The organism is Methanococcus maripaludis C5 (genome assembly GCF_000016125.1).
GTDB lineage: Archaea > AGJL01 > Methanococci > Methanococcales > Methanococcaceae > Methanococcus > Methanococcus maripaludis_D.
This window is the reverse complement of record NC_009135.1, coordinates 1,731,224-1,748,179: the sequence shown is the minus strand read 5'-3', so window position 1 is coordinate 1,748,179 and position 16,956 is coordinate 1,731,224. Positions and strand designations below refer to the sequence as shown.

Sequence of the window (16,956 nt, the reverse complement as noted above, 5' to 3'; positions counted from 1 at the left end):
TCTTTTTAACTAATTTTATTTTTTACATATTGCAATTTACACGACTATTTGATCAGGAGGTTTTATTTTGAAACCAAAAAAAGCACTTTGTAAGGATGTCCTTGCAGAATTTACGCTAAACAAGTCATTTAATACTTACCGGGGAAAAATCGTAAAATGCGATTTTAATGGGTTAATTGAAGGGGTGGTGATGTTAAATAAAAAAAATCATCACTATTTTTATCCGCTTAGTGCATTGCACATGATAAAACCGTTAAAATGTGTTCCAACAAACATTTTGCCAAAAACTTCACTTCCAACGAATCCAAAAGATATCCATTCAAAAGAAGCACTTTCAAGAATCGTAGGTAGGACTCTAAAAGTATGCTATGATAACCCTAAAACTTCGTATTTAGGAAGACTTTTAGGTTTTACAAGAGGAATTTTCTCATGGACATTAGTTCTTGAAATATATGGTGAAGTCTTTATTTTGATAAATCCTGATTACATCTCTTACTATGGAACTAAATGGAGATTGCCAAGAAATAATGCACCATTTAAATCCCCGTCACTCATGAACCTTACAAAAACTACAATGTTCCTTAAAAAATGTCTTTTAGAAGAAGTAACTCTCGAAATGGACTATCCTCGAATAAATATAGACGATAACGCATTTGTGTATCCTCAAGGAATACAGTCAGAAGATGAACACTTGAAAAGACAGATTTCTGGATTTTTAAAAGAACAAGGTTTAAGATTTTAAAATAAAAATTATCCGATGTAGCTTAAATCATCGTGATTTTGTGGAGCTTGCATTCCTTGCTCCTGCATTTGCACTTTTTCTAAGAATTTTTCCATTTCTTTTGCTCTTTCATCGAGTTTTTTCATGTCGATTTCAAACCCGATTGCTTTTGCAAGTATTTCAAGCACATTTCCAGCAGATTTTGGGTCAACCAAATAACCTGGAGTTTCACCCATTAAACAAATTCCTTCAATTCCTTTTAATTTTGAAAATTTAAGCATTAAACCTGCTGCACCAATTATGCTTCCGCCATCAGTTCTAAATTCTGCACCAAGTTCTTTATGTTCTTCAGAAATTTCTTTTGAAGTTGAAGCTACAAACACTTTTAAATCGTCTGAAATTTTTCCAATTCCAAATCCGCCAAGCGTGTATGTTTTTTTAGCCCCATATTTCATTGCAATATCCACAATTCTTTCTGAAAGAACGTACTGCCCTTTTGGAGATAATGCTTGGGTATTTCCAAGAACGATTACCATTGGAACTGGTTCTTTTACAAGATAGAATTCGTTTTTCATGAATTCAATTGTTCCATCGTCTTTTACAACGATTTGTGGTGGAAAATCGTCGCAATAAAGTTCGAGAACTTTTTCACCGTTGAATTCTTCAACAATGTGTTCTGCGGCTACCCTTCCAACGTGCCCGATTCCAGGAAGTCCTTCGATTAAAACCGCATCTTTTAAAGGTTCTGCATCGATTAATTCATTCTCAATAATTTTTACCATTTTATCGCCATAAATCCATTTAGTTTTTAAACAATGTTTTATAATTTTTTGCATATTTTCTAAATAATATAATCTTTTCTTCTGAAAGGTTTAATAAATGCATTATTTTCTTTGATATATAGTTTTCCCCGAATAATAAAGACATTGCGCTTGTAAAGTTTTTAGGGCTGTGTTCACGCGCCTTATCGAAATCTATAATATAAATTCCTTTTTTTGAAACCATTATGTGCTTTCCACCCTGAATTTCAGTGTGATCAATTTTATGAAGATCTAAACGCAAACACTGCCTTAAAGTTTCTTCGATTACAAATAAAACTTCTTCTGGAGTCAAATCATCAATACAGTCTTTTAACATTTCCCCATCAACGTATTCCATCACCATATGGGCTTCAGAGTACTCGTAAACTTTTGGGCCAACTCCAAATGAATTGGTTTTTTCTAAAATTTTTCCCTCGTGTGGAATCGTGATTTTTGGAGTATCGAGTCTTGGAATTTTTACTGCTAAAATAATATGATTTCCATTTTCATCAACATATTTATCGCTAAATGCTTTAAAAACTACCCCCCTGTGTCCTCTTCCAATATATTCAGTAAAAACGATATATCCTGAAAGTTTTTTTAGGATGTCCCAGTCAAAAAGCGTTGAAGAAATAGCGTTAAGTCCTTTAATATCCATTTTTAAATCTAAATTGGCCATATTTGCACCAAAAACGTTTTAATCAATCTCCATATTTAAGTCCCTGCGATAAGGATTAATTAATAAATTATATATATCAAAATTAATATGTTAATTTTAAGGAGGGATACGATGGATAATACGGTGTACGTTGGAAACAAAGGCGTGATGAACTACGTCCTTGCAGTGATTACTCAATTTAACTCCGAAAATGCTGATGAAGTCATTATAAAAGCCAGAGGCAAGGCAATCAGCAGGGCTGTTGACGTTGAAGAAATGGTTAGAAAAAGATTCATGTCAGAAATTAAGATTAAAGAAATAAATTTGGGAACTGACCATGTGCAGAGCGAAGATGGAAAATCCATAAACGTATCCACAATCGAAATAATTCTTACGAAATAATTTTACTTTTTTAATTAAAAAATTAAATTAGATAGTTAAAATATCATTTAACTCAATTAATGACTGTTCTCCGGTTTCCATATTTTTCAAAGCAACTTTTCCTTCCGAAATGTCATTTTCACCGACAATCAGTACTTTTTTGATGCCTTTGTTGTTTGCATAGTTAAGTGCCTTATTTAATTTTCTGCCCATTAAATCTAATTCTACGGATTTTCCAGCGTCTCTTAATGTTTTTGCAATTTTAAAACATTCATTAAGCAACATATCGCTACTTTTAACAGGAACTACAAATATTGCTTCTTCTTCAACTTGAAAATCATCAATATTTAACATAATCCTGTCAAAACCATATGCAAATCCAACAGCAGGGCTTGGCTCACCTTCGAAGAGCTCGATTAAATTATCATACCTTCCACCACCACATACCTGTCTTGCACCTTCTCTTTTTCCGTAAATTTCAAAGACCATTCCTGTGTAGTAGTCAAGTCCCCTTGCAATTCCAAAGTTAATAATGTATTCATGAGGCACAAATTCAAGAATGCTGTCAAGATTTTCTAAAGCTTCCACTGAACTTTCAAATTCAGCTAATTTTTCTTTTAATTTGGAAATTACTTCCCTTCCGCCTTTTAATTCTAAAACTTCAAATACTTTTTTCGAAATTTCAATGTTCTTTTCGGATTCTATTCTGCTTAAAACTGTTTTTAATCCTTCCATATCTTCTTTATCAATAAGACGTCTTATTTCAGTTCCTTCGTCGTCTGAAAGATCGTATTTTTCAAAAACACCTTTTAAAACACCGAGGTGTCCAATATTTATTTCGAAATCCATGTTGATTTCTTTTAAACCGTCTATTGCCATGTTTATAACTTCTGCATCAGCAATAGGCTTTTTACTTCCAATTAATTCGGATCCCATCTGCCAAAATTCCCTGTACCTTCCAGCTTGAGGATTTTCATACCTAAAACAGTTTGTAAAGTAGTAAAGTTTTACCGGTTTTGGAGTATTCTTAAATTCGTTTATGTAGAACCTTGCAACTGAAGAGGTCAGTTCAGGCCTTAAACCCATTTCCCTATTTCCATGGTCCTTGAAAACAAAAAGCTGTGTTCTAATTTCGTCACCTGTTTTTTTAGAGAGCAACTCAAAGCTTTCAAATGTAGGCGTGTTTATTTCGGAAAAATTATAACTGTCAAAAACTTTTCTAAGTTTTTTTTCGATTACTTTCCTTTTTTTCATTTCTTCAGGTAAAAAATCCCGTGTACCTTTAGGTTTTTGAAACATCAACATCAACTCTAACAAATTTAAGTGTGTAAATTTTAAATTACAAATGAAAAAAGTAAAAAATTATTGTTTTTCGATGGGTTCATCGCTTAAAATTTTGTTTATGTCTTCTTCCATCATGTGTCCTTTGACTGTCACGTTAACTTTTTTAACGCCTTCAAGATCAGCTACAACCTGTTTTGCGCCACCAGCCATGTGAATTACGCTCATACAGCCTGGGTTTGTAGGTGTAAGTGTGAATGAAACTACACCTTCATCCCCAACTTCCACATCGGATATGAGTCCCATCTCAACAATGCTGATTCCCATGTGCGGATCTGCTACCTGTTTTAATGCGTTCAATACATCATCTTTAGAAACCATAGATTTCACCTTTTCTGGAAAATAACATAACTTGAATTTCTTGTTATATATATCTGTATCATTGGAGTTAAGACCAAAAAGGCATGATTATGGAGTTAATCTTTGCCTGTCTCTTGGGAATAACACACATTCTCTGATGTTATCCTGTGCGGTTAAAACCATTGCAAACCTGTCAGCACCAAGTCCCCATCCTGCGTGTGGAGGCATTCCAAATTTGAATGCTTCAAGGTAAGTCTCAAATGAATCTGGATTCATGCCCATGTTTGAGATGTTTTCAACTAAAAGGTCGTATTTGTGAACTCTTTGAGCTCCTGATGATATTTCAAGTTCTTTGTACATCAAGTCAAATGCTTTACAAACTTTATTGTCGTGTTTGTGTGGAAGGGTGTAAAATGGTCTTGTCTGTGTTGGCCATTCAGTAATAAAGTAAAGGCCGCCCATTTCGTCACCAACTGCTCTTTCAGCAGCTCTTGATAAATCTTCTCCCCATTCAATTTCTACGCCTTTTGCATTTGCAATATCGATTGCTTCGGTGTAAGTTATTTTATCGAATGTTTTTTCAGGAATTTCCCAGTTTAATTCTAAAAGTTCAATTTCTTGAGGTCTGTTGTATTCGATATCTGCGTAACAATTGTAAACTACTTTTTCAAGCATTGCCATAGCATCTTTTTCGTTTACAAATGACATTTCTGTATCGATTGAAATTGCTTCGTTTAAGTGTCTTCTCGTGTTGTGTTCCTCTGCCCTGAAAATCTGTGCAATTTCGAACACTTTGTCGAATCCACCAGCCATCATCATCTGTTTGTAAAGCTGTGGGCTTTGACCTAAAAATGCTTCTTTTTCAAAGTATGAAATAGGGAATAATTCAGTTCCACCTTCTGTTGCACTTGCAACCAATTTTGGAGTGTTTACCTCAACAAATCCGCCGTCTGCAAATGTTTTTCTAATTGACCTTAACATTTCAGATCTTATTTTAAATATTGCCTGAATTTTTGGTCTTCTGATATCTAAAAACCTTTTGTCGAGTCTTGTATCGATTTCTGCAGCAACTTTTTCTGAAGGATCAAGTGGAAGCGGTGCATCAGCTTTGTTAAGAACTCTTATTTCTATAGGAATTACTTCAAATCCTTTTGGAGCTTTTTCGTTTGCAACTACTTTTCCCCTAATTGCAATTATGTCTTCTTTTCCCAATTTTTTTGCGATTGCAAATGTTTCTTCGTCAACTTTCTGTTTTGGAACTACTGCTTGAATTGTTCCTTCCCTGTCTCTCAAAATTACAAATGCGAGTTTTCCTAACGCCCTTATTGAGTGAACCCAACCCATCAAAATAACTTCCTGACCGTCCATTTCAGGAATTACTTCTTCTGAGTAGTGAGTTCTTCTCCAATCTGCTATTAAATACACCATTTCACCTTACATCTAGTTAATTCATCTGTGATTCATTCGTAAACATTAACAAAACTAATGATTATTATGGTATTTATACTGTAATGTAGAGTAGAGCGCATATTATAAAATGTTTTTCAAGTTTTCGTACATCCGTAGTTAAATCCCAAATTTTTAAAAATATAGTAAATATCTAAAAAAATGAAAAATATAAAAAAAGCCTGAAATTATTTGTTTGGATAAATTATCTCTTTTTCTGTAATTATTCCAGTAATTAGTTCTGGAGGAGTGCAATCAAATGCAAAATTGTATGCAGAAACTCCTTTTGCCACAATTCTTACGTTATCAATATGTGTTACTTCAGATTCGTCTCTTTCTTCAATAACGATATCTCCCACCTTACTTTCAAAATCAAAAGTCGAATAGGGTGCTGCAACGTAAAAAGGAATATTGTGGTATTTTGCAAGTATTGCAAGCGAATAAGTTCCAATTTTATTAAAAACATGATAATCTGAAAGAATCCTGTCAGCACCAACGATTATCTTGTCAACTAATCCTTTACTCATCATAAACCCTGCAGTGTTATCACATATCGCTTTTACAGGAATATTTTCATAATTTAATTCAAAACAGGTTAATTTTGCACCCTGTAATCTTGGTCTTGTTTCATCTGAGAGTACATTTATCTTTTTTCCGTTGTAGTGTGCAAATCGAATTACACTTAATGCAGTTCCATAAGCAGACGTTGCAAGTGCTCCTGCGTTACAGTGCGTTAAAATTGTATCTCCATCTTCAAATAAAACTTCCCCAATCTCTCCGATTTTTCTGCAAAGTTCAATATCTTCTTCATGGATTAATTTAGCTTCTTCCAATATTGATTTTCCAGAATTTTTTGCGTCAATGATTTTTTCAAGTGCCCAGAATAAATTTACCGCAGTTGGCCTTGTTTCTTTTAATTCAATATATGCTTTTTCTATATCGTCCCCATTTAATTCAGCTAAAGCCATTCCATAAGCTGCAGCAACACCTATTGCCGGAGCGCCTCTCACAACCATATCTTTTATTGCAAAACATACATCTTTATAATCTTTGCATTCAAAATACACTAATTCATTGGGTAATTTTCTTTGATCGATCAATACAAGCTTTTTTTCCGAATCATTCCAAAATATAGGTCTTAAATCCTTACTCAAAATCTCACCATTATAAATAAGTCGAAGATAGTAAAAATAAGTAACCTCAAATGACTATTTAATTTATGCACTTTTTGTTAAAATTTAAATTATTTAAGCATGATAGTTCAAAATTGCCCTGAATTACTGGTGAGCCCCATGAAATTTGTAAAAGAACTGATTAGTTACAGTACCGCTAAAAATAAGGTTTTTAAAAAATTTGAAGAAATATTGGACGATAAATTTGAAGAAATCGAAATAAATAAAGCATTTGGTAAAATCTGCTTTGAAGATATTTACGCCCCATGCAATATACCGATGTTTAATCGTTCAGCAATGGATGGCTATGCAGTGATTGCAGAAGATACCTTCGGAGCATCTCAAACAAACCCGATTATATTAAATTTGGTTGAAACTGATTCAATAAATGAAGAAGAAATTTACCGGCTTTCTACGGGCATGAAACTTCCAGAAAACTCAAATGCAGTTGTAATGAAAGAGTATACTAAAGAATACGATTCTTTCGTTGAGATTTATACTGGAGTTCACCCAAATGAAAATGTGTCCAGAATTGGGGAAGATGTGAAAACTGGAGACCTTGTTCTTAAAAAAGGAGAATTAATTACTCCGTACCACGTTGCTTTAATTTCATCGCTTGGACTAAAAAAAATAAAGTGTTATTCTTTAAATATTGGGGTTATTGCAACAGGCGATGAATTACTCGATATTGAAGACCTCGAAAGTATCGAGAAGCTTGCAAAAAGTGCGATGATTGTTAATTCAAATTCTATGATGGTTTCAGACCTTGTAAAAGAAACTGGTTTGTCCCCTACAGTATATAGAAAAGTTCCTGACAACAGCGAAGAACTTGAAAAAGCAATTAAAAAAGCACTTGTGGAAAATGATGTTGTTATTACCACTGGAGGAACATCTGTTGGGGATAGAGATTACACGATTGACATAATTAAAAAAATTGGAAATTTAATATTTCATGGAATTCAGATTAGGCCAGGTAGACCTGTTGGTTTTGCAGAAACAGAAGTTGAAGGAAAAAAGAAATTATTATTCGTTCTTTCAGGATACCCTGTTGCATCAGCAGTACAGTTTGAACTTTTAATTGCAAATTACTTCAAACCTCGAAAATTGGTTAAACTTCAGATAAATCGAAATATCGCATCTTCCCTCGGTAGAACCGACATTGTAAGGGTAAAACTTGTAGAAAGCGAAGGATTCACTAAAATTGAACCTTTGAGAATAACGGGAAGTGGTGTTTTGTCGTCAATGACGAAAGCTGATGGTTACATGATGATAAAGGAAAATATTGAAGGATATGAAAAAGATGAATTCGTTGAAGTTTATTTGTTTTAAGCTCTCATGGTGATTTAATGAATTATCTGATAATTCTTCTATTTTTTACAATTGGACTTTTTTTAGGATTCTACATAAATTCAAATAGAATTTACAGTACCTTTCCAATAGTTTTAGTTTTTAACGTCTTGCTTTATGAAGCATATCTTTTACACATGCTAAATAGCGGTTTAGCGTACACCCTGCCGCTTGGAAATATGCTAAGCTACATTATCATAAACAACATTTCCGTAGTAATTATAACCACATTTGGCTTTTTTATGGGCGTTATTTTAAAAGTACTGACAGGTACCTCCTACGGTAGATGTTAAAAATGATCTAAAAATTTTAAAATTTAGGATAAGATTTAAAAAAAGTTAAAAAGTAATTAAACGCCCAAAAGTGCTAAAAGGGCCCCGATAAGTCCCAAAACTGTTGCGAACAGTGCAACAGGATATATTTGCCTGAATGTAAATACTGGTGTGTATGCACTAACAACCGCAGAAATTATTGGGAACATCAGTGCTACTGCAAAGTTCATCACTATTGTAATCGGATTTAAGATATCCGGTGCAATCCCCAAATAAAGGGTTGCAAACAAGCTTCCAAGGGTTATCATTAAAAGTTCTTTTACGCTTAAGTAAAGTGCCCTGTATTTTCCAGAGTATTCCATCGTAGGGCCTTCTATAACGTCCGCTTTTGTGTGCATTATTGAAAATGGGTAGTCTTTTGTCATGATTATATATCCAATAATATAAGCTAAAGCTCCGAATAACCCGCCTAAAGTGAATAAAAAATTACTTCCAATTAAATTGACTAAAAATATCGATTTATGCGGTATAAATGGTAGCAAAGTTGCTAAATAAAATGGGAAAGATCCAACAGTAATCATTTTAAATGCCCTAACTGCTGAAAGCTGTCCCAATGTCATTTTTATGGTACTTAAGTATCCACTACCTTTACATTCATCAATAAATGGCATTCTAATACCCATTACTGTTGAAGCGAGTGATCCCATTATAATGTAGCCCATTTCCTCAATTTTTAAAAGCCCAATGATACCAATCTCGTTTGAAAGAATGTGGAAATTTACTATTGTTGTTAATGCTAATACCATCCATATAACAATAAAACTAACTAAAGGCATGAATTTGTAGAGTTTTGGAAGATCTGAAACTGGCTCTTTTGCTTCTTTGTATAAATATTTAAATATCGCCCAAAAACCAGGAGAAGATAGTGATGGACCTTTTCTTTGCTGAATTCTTGCCTGAATTTTTCTCTGAATTCCTGGAACCCAGGTAGAAATTGCAAAAGCTATCAAAGGAATTCCTATCATTGAAAGGATAATTTCAAACGTTTCTATTGTTAAAATATTTTCAAACATGATTATCTCCTCATCCATTCAGGATTTTTGGCAGGGCTTTTACAATTCCCGAGATAATGTCTTCAGGTCTTGGCGGGCATCCTGGAACCTTCATATCAACTGGAATTATATTTTCAACAGGACCATCTATAAATGTAGAAGTTCCCAAATCTCCACCAATATTGTTGTAAACTCCACCCATCAATGCGCAGGCCCCTGCTGCGATCACTGCTTTTGGTTCAGGAATTTCATCGTATATTTTTTTAAGTGACGCAGAAACTGCCTTTGTAACGCAGCCAGTTACCACTAAAACATCCGCTTCTCTTGGATTCCACGTTAAAAATACGTTGTACTGTTCCGCATCATAAAATGGAGACAAAACACAGTTTACAACTTCAATATCGCAACCATTACATCCGCCAGTATAAACAAGCATGATATGAATATTTTTCTTTCTTGAAAGCTCTTTTAACATGACTACACCTTACACTTTTGAGTTCGCTTTCTTTTCCCGCTTAACGATTCCTGAAATGTTAATCGAAAGTATTTTAGCAATCTTTGATAGCTGTTCTTCAGGAATTTCGATCGGTTTTTCCAGTAATTTTGAAAGATCTACTTGAACTAAGTCTTCCCCAACATGTCTTGGGTGAATTGGAGATATTTCATTAAATAGGGCAAATACGGGACAGAAATCATGACAGTATAAACAGTATACACATTTATCATAGTCTATTTTTGGAACTGCTTCTTTGGAATAGGTTTCAGTAATTTTTACAGGTTCTACAGGCATCATTTCGATAGCCTTTGTAGGACATGCATTTTTACATCCTCCACAACCGATACAGAGTTCAGAAAATACTGAACTAGGAAGTTCAATACCGTTTAAAATCTCTGCCGTCATCTCTTTTGATGTGTATCTATCGCTTCCGAGAATTATTCTTTCCAGATTCTCGTAAAAACCAGAAATAAACACTTTTGTAAGTCCTTTTAACGTCATGATTATCCCTTTGCTTAAATTATTTGGTCTTTTCATTCCAAGTTCTGTAGATTCTTATGGCCCTTGTAGGACAGATATTAACACATGCTGAACAGTATTCGCATTTTTCAGTATTTATTTCGCCCTTATCTATTGCATCGTTTGGACAGATAATGGTACAAAGACCGCATTTTACGCAGTAGTCACTGTCTGTTCTTATGTAAGAGTTTTCCCTATCAACTACCTTTTTGTGTCCAGATGTATTTTCAATAACGTCTCTTGGGCAGTTTATTGCACATTTTTCGCACATTACACAGTTGTCATTGAATATAACTTCGGAATGCACTTTATTTCCACTGAAATTTAAACTATCAATCTTTACAGTGATTGCATCGTTTGGACAGACCATTGAACAGGTTCCACATGCAATGCATTCTTCCTTGTCGATTGAAGTAAATTTTGACCTTTCTTTAATGGAAATTGCGTCTTCTGGGCACTCTTTAATACATACTTCACAGAGTACGCATCCACCATTAACAAATTCTCCTTTATTAATTCTGACTCCTTGTGGGCACTCTTTAACGCAGGTGTTACACAATGTGCAGGTTTTTGGGTCGTAGAGTATTTTTCCGTTCTCAAATCTCAAAGCATTTGAAGGACACAGATCAACACAAAGACCGCAGTTTATACAGTGTTTTTCAGGTTTTGCTTTTACGTCTTCTTTTGTTTTTACAACTTTAAATTCAGAAATCTCAAGAACATCTTTAGGACATTTTGAAATGCAGTTTCCACAGAGTATACAGTTTTCAGTAACTTCTCCGTAGTCTATTGCATCAACAGGGCAGACTTCCTTACAGATATTACATCTTGTACATCCATCAACTGTTTCTGATTCAATAATCGTGTCTTTAGGACATAAATAAATGCACTTCCCGCATTCTATGCATTTTTCAGAATCTATTGAAATTGAGGTTCTTACTTTCCTTTCAGCAGGTTTTACAATTTTTACGTGTTTTGGCTCAGGGAATTCGTATGTTTTTCCCATCATTTTAAAAATTGTGGAGTACCTTTCCATCAACATTTTATTTTTGGTATCTTTGAGGCTGCTTGGATCAAAGTAAAGTCTTGCATCATAGGGGCATTCTGTAGTACAAAGTCCGCACATAACACACATTCCTGTAGGGTAAGCTTTTCCAGTTGAATCTTCCCTTATGTCAATTATATCGATAGGACATACGTTTTTACAGATTCCGCATCCAGTACAGAGTTTTCTGTTAACATAGTATCCACCGTATTCGTTTTTCTTGATTGCGCCGGTTGGACATTCTTTTGCACATGTTCCGCAAGTAATACATGAAAACGCCTTACCGTCAATCATTTTTATTGCATTTGTTGGGCAAACTTCCATGCATTTTGAAATTTCTTTATTTTTACAGTTTTCACATTCTTCGTAAGTCCTGCATTTTTTGATGTCTGTTACAATCATATTATCGCCCGGAAATACCTTTAATTCCACTACCTATTAAAATTCCAACAATTCCTGAGAAAAATATGTGTGAAAAGGGTATTGCTTCATAATACGGCGTTGGATTCATTAAATACGAGATACATAATGCTCCAATTAACCATAAAATTACGTTATTTCTATTTTCTATTTTCAATCCCAATAAGAGACCCACTAAAACGCCGATAATGGCCACAAAGTTCAAATTTAAAGTCATGATTTGATTGAGTGCAAAATTGTACATTGTATCACCGACTATTCCCTGACGATGTAGTCTTTAACTACCTTTTCACCAGTTAATAGGAATGTAATTGTTGAAAGACCTGCTAAAACCTTTAAACCTACTGCAATATTTAAATAAGGAATAATTCCAGTATTTTCAAGTCCTGAAGGGGATAAAAATACAGGATATCCAAATAAATCTCCAAAATTAAAGAGATAAAATCCTGAAACAATTATTCCAAGAACACCTAATGACATGAATAATATTGCTCCAAATGATTCTAAAGACTCTAAAAAGTGGTGTTTGAATTTAATTGGAGTTTTTGATCCAAATGCAACGATACTTAAAATATATGCTGCTGCAATTAATGAACCGCCCTGGAATCCTCCACCTGGAGTTATATGTCCGCCCAAAATTATAGTAATTCCCAAAGCCATTAGTAAAATACTTAAAGGCATTGCTAAAACCTTAATTATTGAAGTAAATCCAATTTCGGCGTCTGATTCTTCTTTAGAATTTGAATAAACTTCTTTTAAAAATTCTGTTTCGAATAATCCTCTTCCAAAAACCATTCCAGTAACTAAAACGGAGGTTACAAGAATCATACATTCCCCTAAAGTATCAAAACCTCTCCAGTCGAACAGAACTGCCGTTATCAGGTTTGGAACGATATAATTTTGAGTGTAAATGTAATTTACACCTTCTACGACATTTATATTAAATAATGAATAGAGTATTGCCGATCCAAAGAACACAAATGAAAGAAAAACTGCGATTTCTCTTTTTTGAGTCATTTTACCACCTTATCTGGCAAAGTAAATAACCATTGTCAGAAGTCCCGAAAACATCGAAAGCCAGAAAAGCTGGTTATTTACATCGTTTGAATTTTCTTTTTGAAATTTGAATATTAATGGCATCCAGGAGTACGCTAAACCGATTACTGATAGTCCAATCAGTACAAACAAGATATTTCCGTATACCCTAAAAATTAAAAATAAAGACAGGATTAAAAATCCGTAGAGCGTAAATTCAGCCGTTAAAACTGCACCAACAGAAATTCCGTCTCCGTGGTTTTGTTCATCCATTTCTTTTTTGAAATCGCCGTAAGTCATTTTATCACCGAATCAGACTATAAAGTCCATACCCTTCCAATTTCGTTTGCAAATGGATAGATTATGTCTGTTGCAAGGCTTGGGAATATACCTAAAAGTATGCACAAGAATGTTAAAACCGCGAGTGAAAATACCGCGTATTTTGAAGGTTTTGCTTTTTTGTATTCTTCAATCTGTTCCTGACTGCAAGGCTTCAAGTAAATTAAGTAAAATGCCTTCATCATGGATACAAACGTTCCGATACTCACAAGAATCATAATGATTGCAAGTTCAGGCATATTAACATTCATTGCAGCTTCTGCTAACAATAATTTACTTTGGAATCCGTTGAATGGAGGTACACCACTGATTGCAAGTTTTGCACATAAAACCATGAATGCAGTTGCAGGGATTACTGGAAGAAGGCCGCCAAGTTTGTTTAAATTTCCTGCATTTCTTCTTTCAACTATTTGGGCACCCAAAAACAGAGCACTTTTATAAATAACGTGGTTTATTGCGTGGAATATTCCTGCAACAATTCCTAAAGGAGTTCCAATTGCAATTCCTGCTGCAACATAACCGCCCTGACTTATCGCGTGATATGCAAGGAGTTTTTTGTAATCATTTTGCAATAGTGCCATTACAACTCCAAAAACCATTCCTAAAACGGAAAGTGCAATTAAAACTCCGTGAGCACTTGCAAAGTAAGAAAGTCCACCAAATAACTTGAAAATTACAAGCAATAATGCAACAAGTACGAATTTTGAATACGTCTGAAGCATTGCAGCAACAAACGGTTTTGCTCTTGCGTAAATATCTGCTTTTACAGTATGGAACGGTGGAAGACCGCTACCATAGCAAAGCCCGATAATAAGCATTAAAAGTCCACCATAGATCGTTGGAGTTGATGGATTGTTTAAAAGGAAATTGTGCATATCCGAAATATTCAAAGTTCCAGTTGCTGCTAAAAGCATTGAAACTCCGAGCAAAAGAATAGAACCTGCAAAATTACCAAGTATTAAATATCTAAAAGCAGCTCGGTAAGCTTTTTCGGTACCTGATGCAATAACAAGTCCGGTTTGTGCAATTGCAGCTATTTCATAGAATACATAGATGTTAAATAAATCATCTGCTAAAACTACCGCTGAAACACTCGCCAAACCCATTAACATTAACGCTACAAAAAGACCGCTTGACTTTTTTTCTCCGAGTCCTGTTATCAACACTAAAGAGCCGATTAACATTATAACGGTGATAATAAGCTGTTTTACTGGAGTATAAAGGTAAGATATTCCTGAAATAAGCCCGTTTTCTAAGCCGTGGGCTCCGAAGTTATAAATTCCATAAGATCCGATAAATGGAAGTGCCAATAATAGAATAGCCATTAAAAGTGTCATCGGCCTGATTAATTTATCTTTCCCGTTAAGATAATTGAATATGATGGCCACGAACATAGGAAAAACTACAATCAGGGGAAGTAAGTTCATTGAGCTCACCGTTTAAAGTTAAATCGTTAGTCTTCTTTCAAGATTTCTGAAGATTTTAGTGTTTTGTATTTTTTGTAGAACACTATTGAAAGTCCGAGCATTATTGCGAGCATTGAAGCTTCAATAACGATATTCGTAAGAACAAGCGCTTGAGGAAGTGGATAGCTTGCAAGAGTTGAAAACAGTGCAAATTCCATTTCTGGTGCCTTTATAGGAACTATTCCGCCAGTGTATCCTATGGCAATCAGTGTCAAATTTACACCGTTTCCAAGCGCAGAAAGTGCGATAATTTTTTTAAGAACATTATCAACAAAGAAAGTCCCGTATAACCCAATAACAATTAAAATACCTGCAGTTATAAAGGAAGCAAGTTGTAAATCCATATTACCACCGTTAGGGACCAAAAAACTCGATTTAAAATGTTAAATTTAAAAATCCTCTTAATCTATCATTAATTATAATGATAAATACCTTTAAAAAACTAAATATATATAGATTATGGTACATTTATGTTCATGATAATTTTGGTGAAATTATGACCGTAACAGTCGAGAATTTAACAAAACGGTATGGAGAAAAGGTTGCTCTTGATAACGTTAGTTTTGACGTTAAAAAAGGGGATATCTTGGGCATTATCGGAAAATCCGGTGCTGGAAAAACGACTCTCATAAAGATACTTCGGGGCACTGAAAGTTTTGACGAAGGAAAAATCGAAGTTTCTGGAAAAACAGAAAATTTAAGGGAAATTACTGCAATTCACCTTCAGAGAAATTTTGCTTTGTGGGCAGAACCTGCAATATACAATATTATAAGAAAACTCTACGCAGTTAGAACCAATTCTGATGAAGGCCTTCCAGTTGAAGAAGAAATGGAAGAATATAGGAAAGATGCCACGGAAATTTTAAAATTGGTTGGTTTAGAACATAAAAGGGATGCTTACTCGAACATTCTAAGTGGCGGGGAAAAACAGAGACTCATTTTGGGAAGGCAGATTGCAAAAATTTATGCGAAAAATGGTGACGGGGTACTTTTACTCGATGAACCTGCAACAATGGCGTGTCCTGCATCAAAACAGATTCTTTTAGATGTTTTGAAAAATATCAATGAAAAATTAGGAGTTACGATCATTGTAACTTCACACCTTCCAGAAATTCATAAATACTTGTGTAAATCTTGCATTTTAATTGAAAACGGAAAAATAGTAATGAAAGATACTCCTGAAAAAGTAGTTGACGAATTTTTAAAAGATATGGTTGAAAAATACGGCAGAATATCTAAACCTACTGAAAAAACTATTGTAGAAGTTGAAAATGCGTCTAAAAGATACTACGTTGTAAATGGTGGAGAAACACTGAATTTAAAAGATATATCTTTTGAAGTTAAAGAAAAAGAGATTTTATCAATCCTTGGCCCAAGTGGAACCGGAAAATCCGTAATACTCAGACTTCTTGCAGGCCTTGAATCACCCGACAAAGGAGTAGTTAAATTAGAAGGAATCGATTTACTGGATTTTGGATGGGACAGGATGAATTTAAGAAGGAAAATTGGAATTATGCACCAAGAATTTTCCCTTGCACATTATTTAACGGTAAATGAACTTTTAAAATACAGACTTGGCGTAAAAAGTATTGAAACCGTTGAAAGCGCAAAATTAAAAGCTGCGGAACTTGGAATTTCTCCAAAAATGGTTGATGGACTCTACCAGCTTTTAGATCTTCCAGAAACTGAAATGAGAAACAAACTTGACAAAATTGGAATTTCTGAAATGGTTGTAAGAAAGCTTTTTCCTGCAAAACCTGTTGAATATGATGCAAATGAACTTTTAGATGCGCTTGATTTGAATAGAGAAACCTTGAACAAAAAACCAACTGAATTGAGTGGTGGGGAAAAAGTAAGAGTTGCAATGGCACTTCAGCTTGTATTGGAACCAGATATATTACTTTTAGACGAACCATTTGGAGATTTGGATCCATTAACACTTAGAGAAGTTTCAAATTACCTCAAAAAGATAAATGATACTGTTGGAACCACAATTATTATGATAAGCCACCACGTTGACTTGATAAAAGAGATCAGCGATCGTGCAATATTAATCGATGAAGGAAAACTCTTGATGGATGGAAATCCAGAAGAAGTCTGCGAAAAATTCATTGAAAGAAGTAATTCGAAGTTTATGAATCAATAA

At 34.3% G+C, this 16,956-nt stretch carries 20 protein-coding genes; 5 read left to right on the top strand and 15 right to left on the bottom strand.

What is annotated here, in order from left to right; translation table 11 throughout:
• Nucleotides 1-67 precede the first annotated feature (67 nt).
• On the top strand, nucleotides 68-742 hold the full coding sequence (locus tag MMARC5_RS09245) for a hypothetical protein (protein WP_011869540.1): 675 nt from the start codon (nucleotides 68-70) through the stop codon (nucleotides 740-742).
• Nucleotides 743-750: 8 nt separating this feature from the next.
• On the opposite strand, the gene MMARC5_RS09240 is transcribed toward MMARC5_RS09245, so the two are convergent.
• Together MMARC5_RS09240 and MMARC5_RS09235 are read right to left on the bottom strand one after the other, a co-directional pair.
• On the bottom strand, nucleotides 751-1,503 hold the full coding sequence (locus tag MMARC5_RS09240; RefSeq protein ID WP_011869539.1) for a proteasome assembly chaperone family protein: 753 nt from the start codon (nucleotides 1,501-1,503) through the stop codon (nucleotides 751-753).
• A 19-nt stretch (nucleotides 1,504-1,522) separates the two neighbouring features.
• On the bottom strand, nucleotides 1,523-2,200 hold the full coding sequence (locus MMARC5_RS09235; protein ID WP_011869538.1) for a serine/threonine protein kinase: 678 nt from the start codon (nucleotides 2,198-2,200) through the stop codon (nucleotides 1,523-1,525).
• Nucleotides 2,201-2,311: 111 nt separating this feature from the next.
• Here MMARC5_RS09235 and albA point away from each other — a divergent pair, with 111 nt between their 5' ends.
• Complete coding sequence (gene albA / locus MMARC5_RS09230; RefSeq protein WP_011869537.1) at nucleotides 2,312-2,581, top strand: DNA-binding protein Alba; 270 nt, start codon at nucleotides 2,312-2,314, stop codon at nucleotides 2,579-2,581.
• 27 nt (nucleotides 2,582-2,608) lie between these two features.
• Here the strand turns inward: albA and hisS are convergent, their stop codons facing one another.
• From hisS to mtnA, 4 genes are all read right to left on the bottom strand, one after another.
• Nucleotides 2,609-3,865 (bottom strand): histidine--tRNA ligase, encoded by a 1,257-nt coding sequence (hisS, locus tag MMARC5_RS09225; protein ID WP_011869536.1) that lies wholly within the window; start codon nucleotides 3,863-3,865, stop codon nucleotides 2,609-2,611.
• A gap of 57 nt (nucleotides 3,866-3,922) precedes the next feature.
• Nucleotides 3,923-4,222: a metal-sulfur cluster assembly factor gene (locus tag MMARC5_RS09220; RefSeq protein ID WP_011869535.1), complete on the bottom strand. Its 300-nt coding sequence runs from the start codon at nucleotides 4,220-4,222 to the stop codon at nucleotides 3,923-3,925.
• 87 nt (nucleotides 4,223-4,309) lie between these two features.
• Nucleotides 4,310-5,626 carry an aspartate--tRNA(Asn) ligase gene (gene aspS, locus MMARC5_RS09215; RefSeq protein WP_011869534.1) on the bottom strand — a complete coding sequence of 439 codons (1,317 nt, stop codon included), beginning with the start codon at nucleotides 5,624-5,626 and terminating at the stop codon, nucleotides 4,310-4,312.
• Between the two features lie 209 nt (nucleotides 5,627-5,835).
• Complete coding sequence (mtnA, locus tag MMARC5_RS09210) at nucleotides 5,836-6,801, bottom strand: S-methyl-5-thioribose-1-phosphate isomerase (protein WP_011869533.1); 966 nt, start codon at nucleotides 6,799-6,801, stop codon at nucleotides 5,836-5,838.
• 138 nt (nucleotides 6,802-6,939) lie between these two features.
• On the opposite strand from mtnA, the gene MMARC5_RS09205 reads away from it, so the two are divergent.
• The gene (locus MMARC5_RS09205; protein WP_011869532.1) at nucleotides 6,940-8,148 is read left to right on the top strand and encodes a molybdopterin molybdotransferase MoeA; all 1,209 of its coding nucleotides are present in this window, start codon (nucleotides 6,940-6,942) and stop codon (nucleotides 8,146-8,148) included.
• A 17-nt stretch (nucleotides 8,149-8,165) separates the two neighbouring features.
• Nucleotides 8,166-8,459, top strand: coding sequence for a hypothetical protein (locus MMARC5_RS09200; RefSeq protein ID WP_011869531.1), 294 nt, complete (start codon nucleotides 8,166-8,168; stop codon nucleotides 8,457-8,459).
• A 56-nt stretch (nucleotides 8,460-8,515) separates the two neighbouring features.
• On the opposite strand, the gene MMARC5_RS09195 is transcribed toward MMARC5_RS09200, so the two are convergent.
• Genes MMARC5_RS09195 through MMARC5_RS09155 form a run of 9 tightly spaced genes read right to left on the bottom strand, consistent with a single transcriptional unit; the run spans nucleotide 8,516 to nucleotide 15,154 of the window.
• The gene (locus MMARC5_RS09195) at nucleotides 8,516-9,511 is read right to left on the bottom strand and encodes a respiratory chain complex I subunit 1 family protein (protein ID WP_011869530.1); all 996 of its coding nucleotides are present in this window, start codon (nucleotides 9,509-9,511) and stop codon (nucleotides 8,516-8,518) included.
• 10 nt (nucleotides 9,512-9,521) lie between these two features.
• A complete protein-coding gene (locus tag MMARC5_RS09190; RefSeq protein ID WP_011869529.1) occupies nucleotides 9,522-9,965 on the bottom strand; it encodes an NADH-quinone oxidoreductase subunit B family protein in 444 nt (147 codons plus the stop codon).
• Nucleotides 9,966-9,974: 9 nt separating this feature from the next.
• Nucleotides 9,975-10,487 carry a 4Fe-4S binding protein gene (locus MMARC5_RS09185; RefSeq protein ID WP_011869528.1) on the bottom strand — a complete coding sequence of 171 codons (513 nt, stop codon included), beginning with the start codon at nucleotides 10,485-10,487 and terminating at the stop codon, nucleotides 9,975-9,977.
• 19 nt (nucleotides 10,488-10,506) lie between these two features.
• Nucleotides 10,507-11,952 carry a 4Fe-4S binding protein gene (locus tag MMARC5_RS09180; RefSeq protein ID WP_011869527.1) on the bottom strand — a complete coding sequence of 482 codons (1,446 nt, stop codon included), beginning with the start codon at nucleotides 11,950-11,952 and terminating at the stop codon, nucleotides 10,507-10,509.
• A gap of 1 nt (nucleotide 11,953) precedes the next feature.
• The gene (locus MMARC5_RS09175) at nucleotides 11,954-12,214 is read right to left on the bottom strand and encodes a hypothetical protein (RefSeq protein ID WP_011869526.1); all 261 of its coding nucleotides are present in this window, start codon (nucleotides 12,212-12,214) and stop codon (nucleotides 11,954-11,956) included.
• Nucleotides 12,215-12,225: 11 nt separating this feature from the next.
• Nucleotides 12,226-12,987 (bottom strand): Na(+)/H(+) antiporter subunit B, encoded by a 762-nt coding sequence (locus tag MMARC5_RS09170; protein WP_011869525.1) that lies wholly within the window; start codon nucleotides 12,985-12,987, stop codon nucleotides 12,226-12,228.
• A 9-nt stretch (nucleotides 12,988-12,996) separates the two neighbouring features.
• Nucleotides 12,997-13,305, bottom strand: coding sequence for a hypothetical protein (locus MMARC5_RS09165; protein WP_011869524.1), 309 nt, complete (start codon nucleotides 13,303-13,305; stop codon nucleotides 12,997-12,999).
• Nucleotides 13,306-13,322: 17 nt separating this feature from the next.
• Complete coding sequence (gene ehbF, locus MMARC5_RS09160) at nucleotides 13,323-14,771, bottom strand: energy conserving hydrogenase EhbF (protein ID WP_011869523.1); 1,449 nt, start codon at nucleotides 14,769-14,771, stop codon at nucleotides 13,323-13,325.
• 26 nt (nucleotides 14,772-14,797) lie between these two features.
• Nucleotides 14,798-15,154, bottom strand: coding sequence for a cation:proton antiporter subunit C (locus MMARC5_RS09155; protein WP_011171573.1), 357 nt, complete (start codon nucleotides 15,152-15,154; stop codon nucleotides 14,798-14,800).
• 152 nt (nucleotides 15,155-15,306) lie between these two features.
• Between MMARC5_RS09155 and MMARC5_RS09150 the strand changes: the two genes are divergently transcribed.
• On the top strand, nucleotides 15,307-16,956 hold the full coding sequence (locus MMARC5_RS09150) for an ATP-binding cassette domain-containing protein (protein ID WP_011869522.1): 1,650 nt from the start codon (nucleotides 15,307-15,309) through the stop codon (nucleotides 16,954-16,956).

Coding starts and splice junctions, on each gene's coding strand:
- MMARC5_RS09185 (WP_011869528.1), bottom strand. CDS start 10,487: ATGACGTTAAAAGGACTTACAAAAGTGTTTATTTCTGGTTTTTACGAG.
- MMARC5_RS09200 (WP_011869531.1), top strand. CDS start 8,166: ATGAATTATCTGATAATTCTTCTATTTTTTACAATTGGACTTTTTTTA.
- MMARC5_RS09205 (WP_011869532.1), top strand. CDS start 6,940: ATGAAATTTGTAAAAGAACTGATTAGTTACAGTACCGCTAAAAATAAG.
- MMARC5_RS09150 (WP_011869522.1), top strand. CDS start 15,307: ATGACCGTAACAGTCGAGAATTTAACAAAACGGTATGGAGAAAAGGTT.
- hisS (WP_011869536.1), bottom strand. CDS start 3,865: ATGTTGATGTTTCAAAAACCTAAAGGTACACGGGATTTTTTACCTGAA.
- MMARC5_RS09155 (WP_011171573.1), bottom strand. CDS start 15,154: ATGGATTTACAACTTGCTTCCTTTATAACTGCAGGTATTTTAATTGTT.
- ehbF (WP_011869523.1), bottom strand. CDS start 14,771: ATGAACTTACTTCCCCTGATTGTAGTTTTTCCTATGTTCGTGGCCATC.
- MMARC5_RS09190 (WP_011869529.1), bottom strand. CDS start 9,965: ATGTTAAAAGAGCTTTCAAGAAAGAAAAATATTCATATCATGCTTGTT.
- MMARC5_RS09195 (WP_011869530.1), bottom strand. CDS start 9,511: ATGTTTGAAAATATTTTAACAATAGAAACGTTTGAAATTATCCTTTCA.
- MMARC5_RS09235 (WP_011869538.1), bottom strand. CDS start 2,200: ATGGCCAATTTAGATTTAAAAATGGATATTAAAGGACTTAACGCTATT.
- MMARC5_RS09175 (WP_011869526.1), bottom strand. CDS start 12,214: ATGTACAATTTTGCACTCAATCAAATCATGACTTTAAATTTGAACTTT.
- MMARC5_RS09220 (WP_011869535.1), bottom strand. CDS start 4,222: ATGGTTTCTAAAGATGATGTATTGAACGCATTAAAACAGGTAGCAGAT.
- MMARC5_RS09180 (WP_011869527.1), bottom strand. CDS start 11,952: ATGATTGTAACAGACATCAAAAAATGCAGGACTTACGAAGAATGTGAA.
- MMARC5_RS09165 (WP_011869524.1), bottom strand. CDS start 13,305: ATGACTTACGGCGATTTCAAAAAAGAAATGGATGAACAAAACCACGGA.
- MMARC5_RS09170 (WP_011869525.1), bottom strand. CDS start 12,987: ATGACTCAAAAAAGAGAAATCGCAGTTTTTCTTTCATTTGTGTTCTTT.
- MMARC5_RS09240 (WP_011869539.1), bottom strand. CDS start 1,503: ATGGTAAAAATTATTGAGAATGAATTAATCGATGCAGAACCTTTAAAA.
- albA (WP_011869537.1), top strand. CDS start 2,312: ATGGATAATACGGTGTACGTTGGAAACAAAGGCGTGATGAACTACGTC.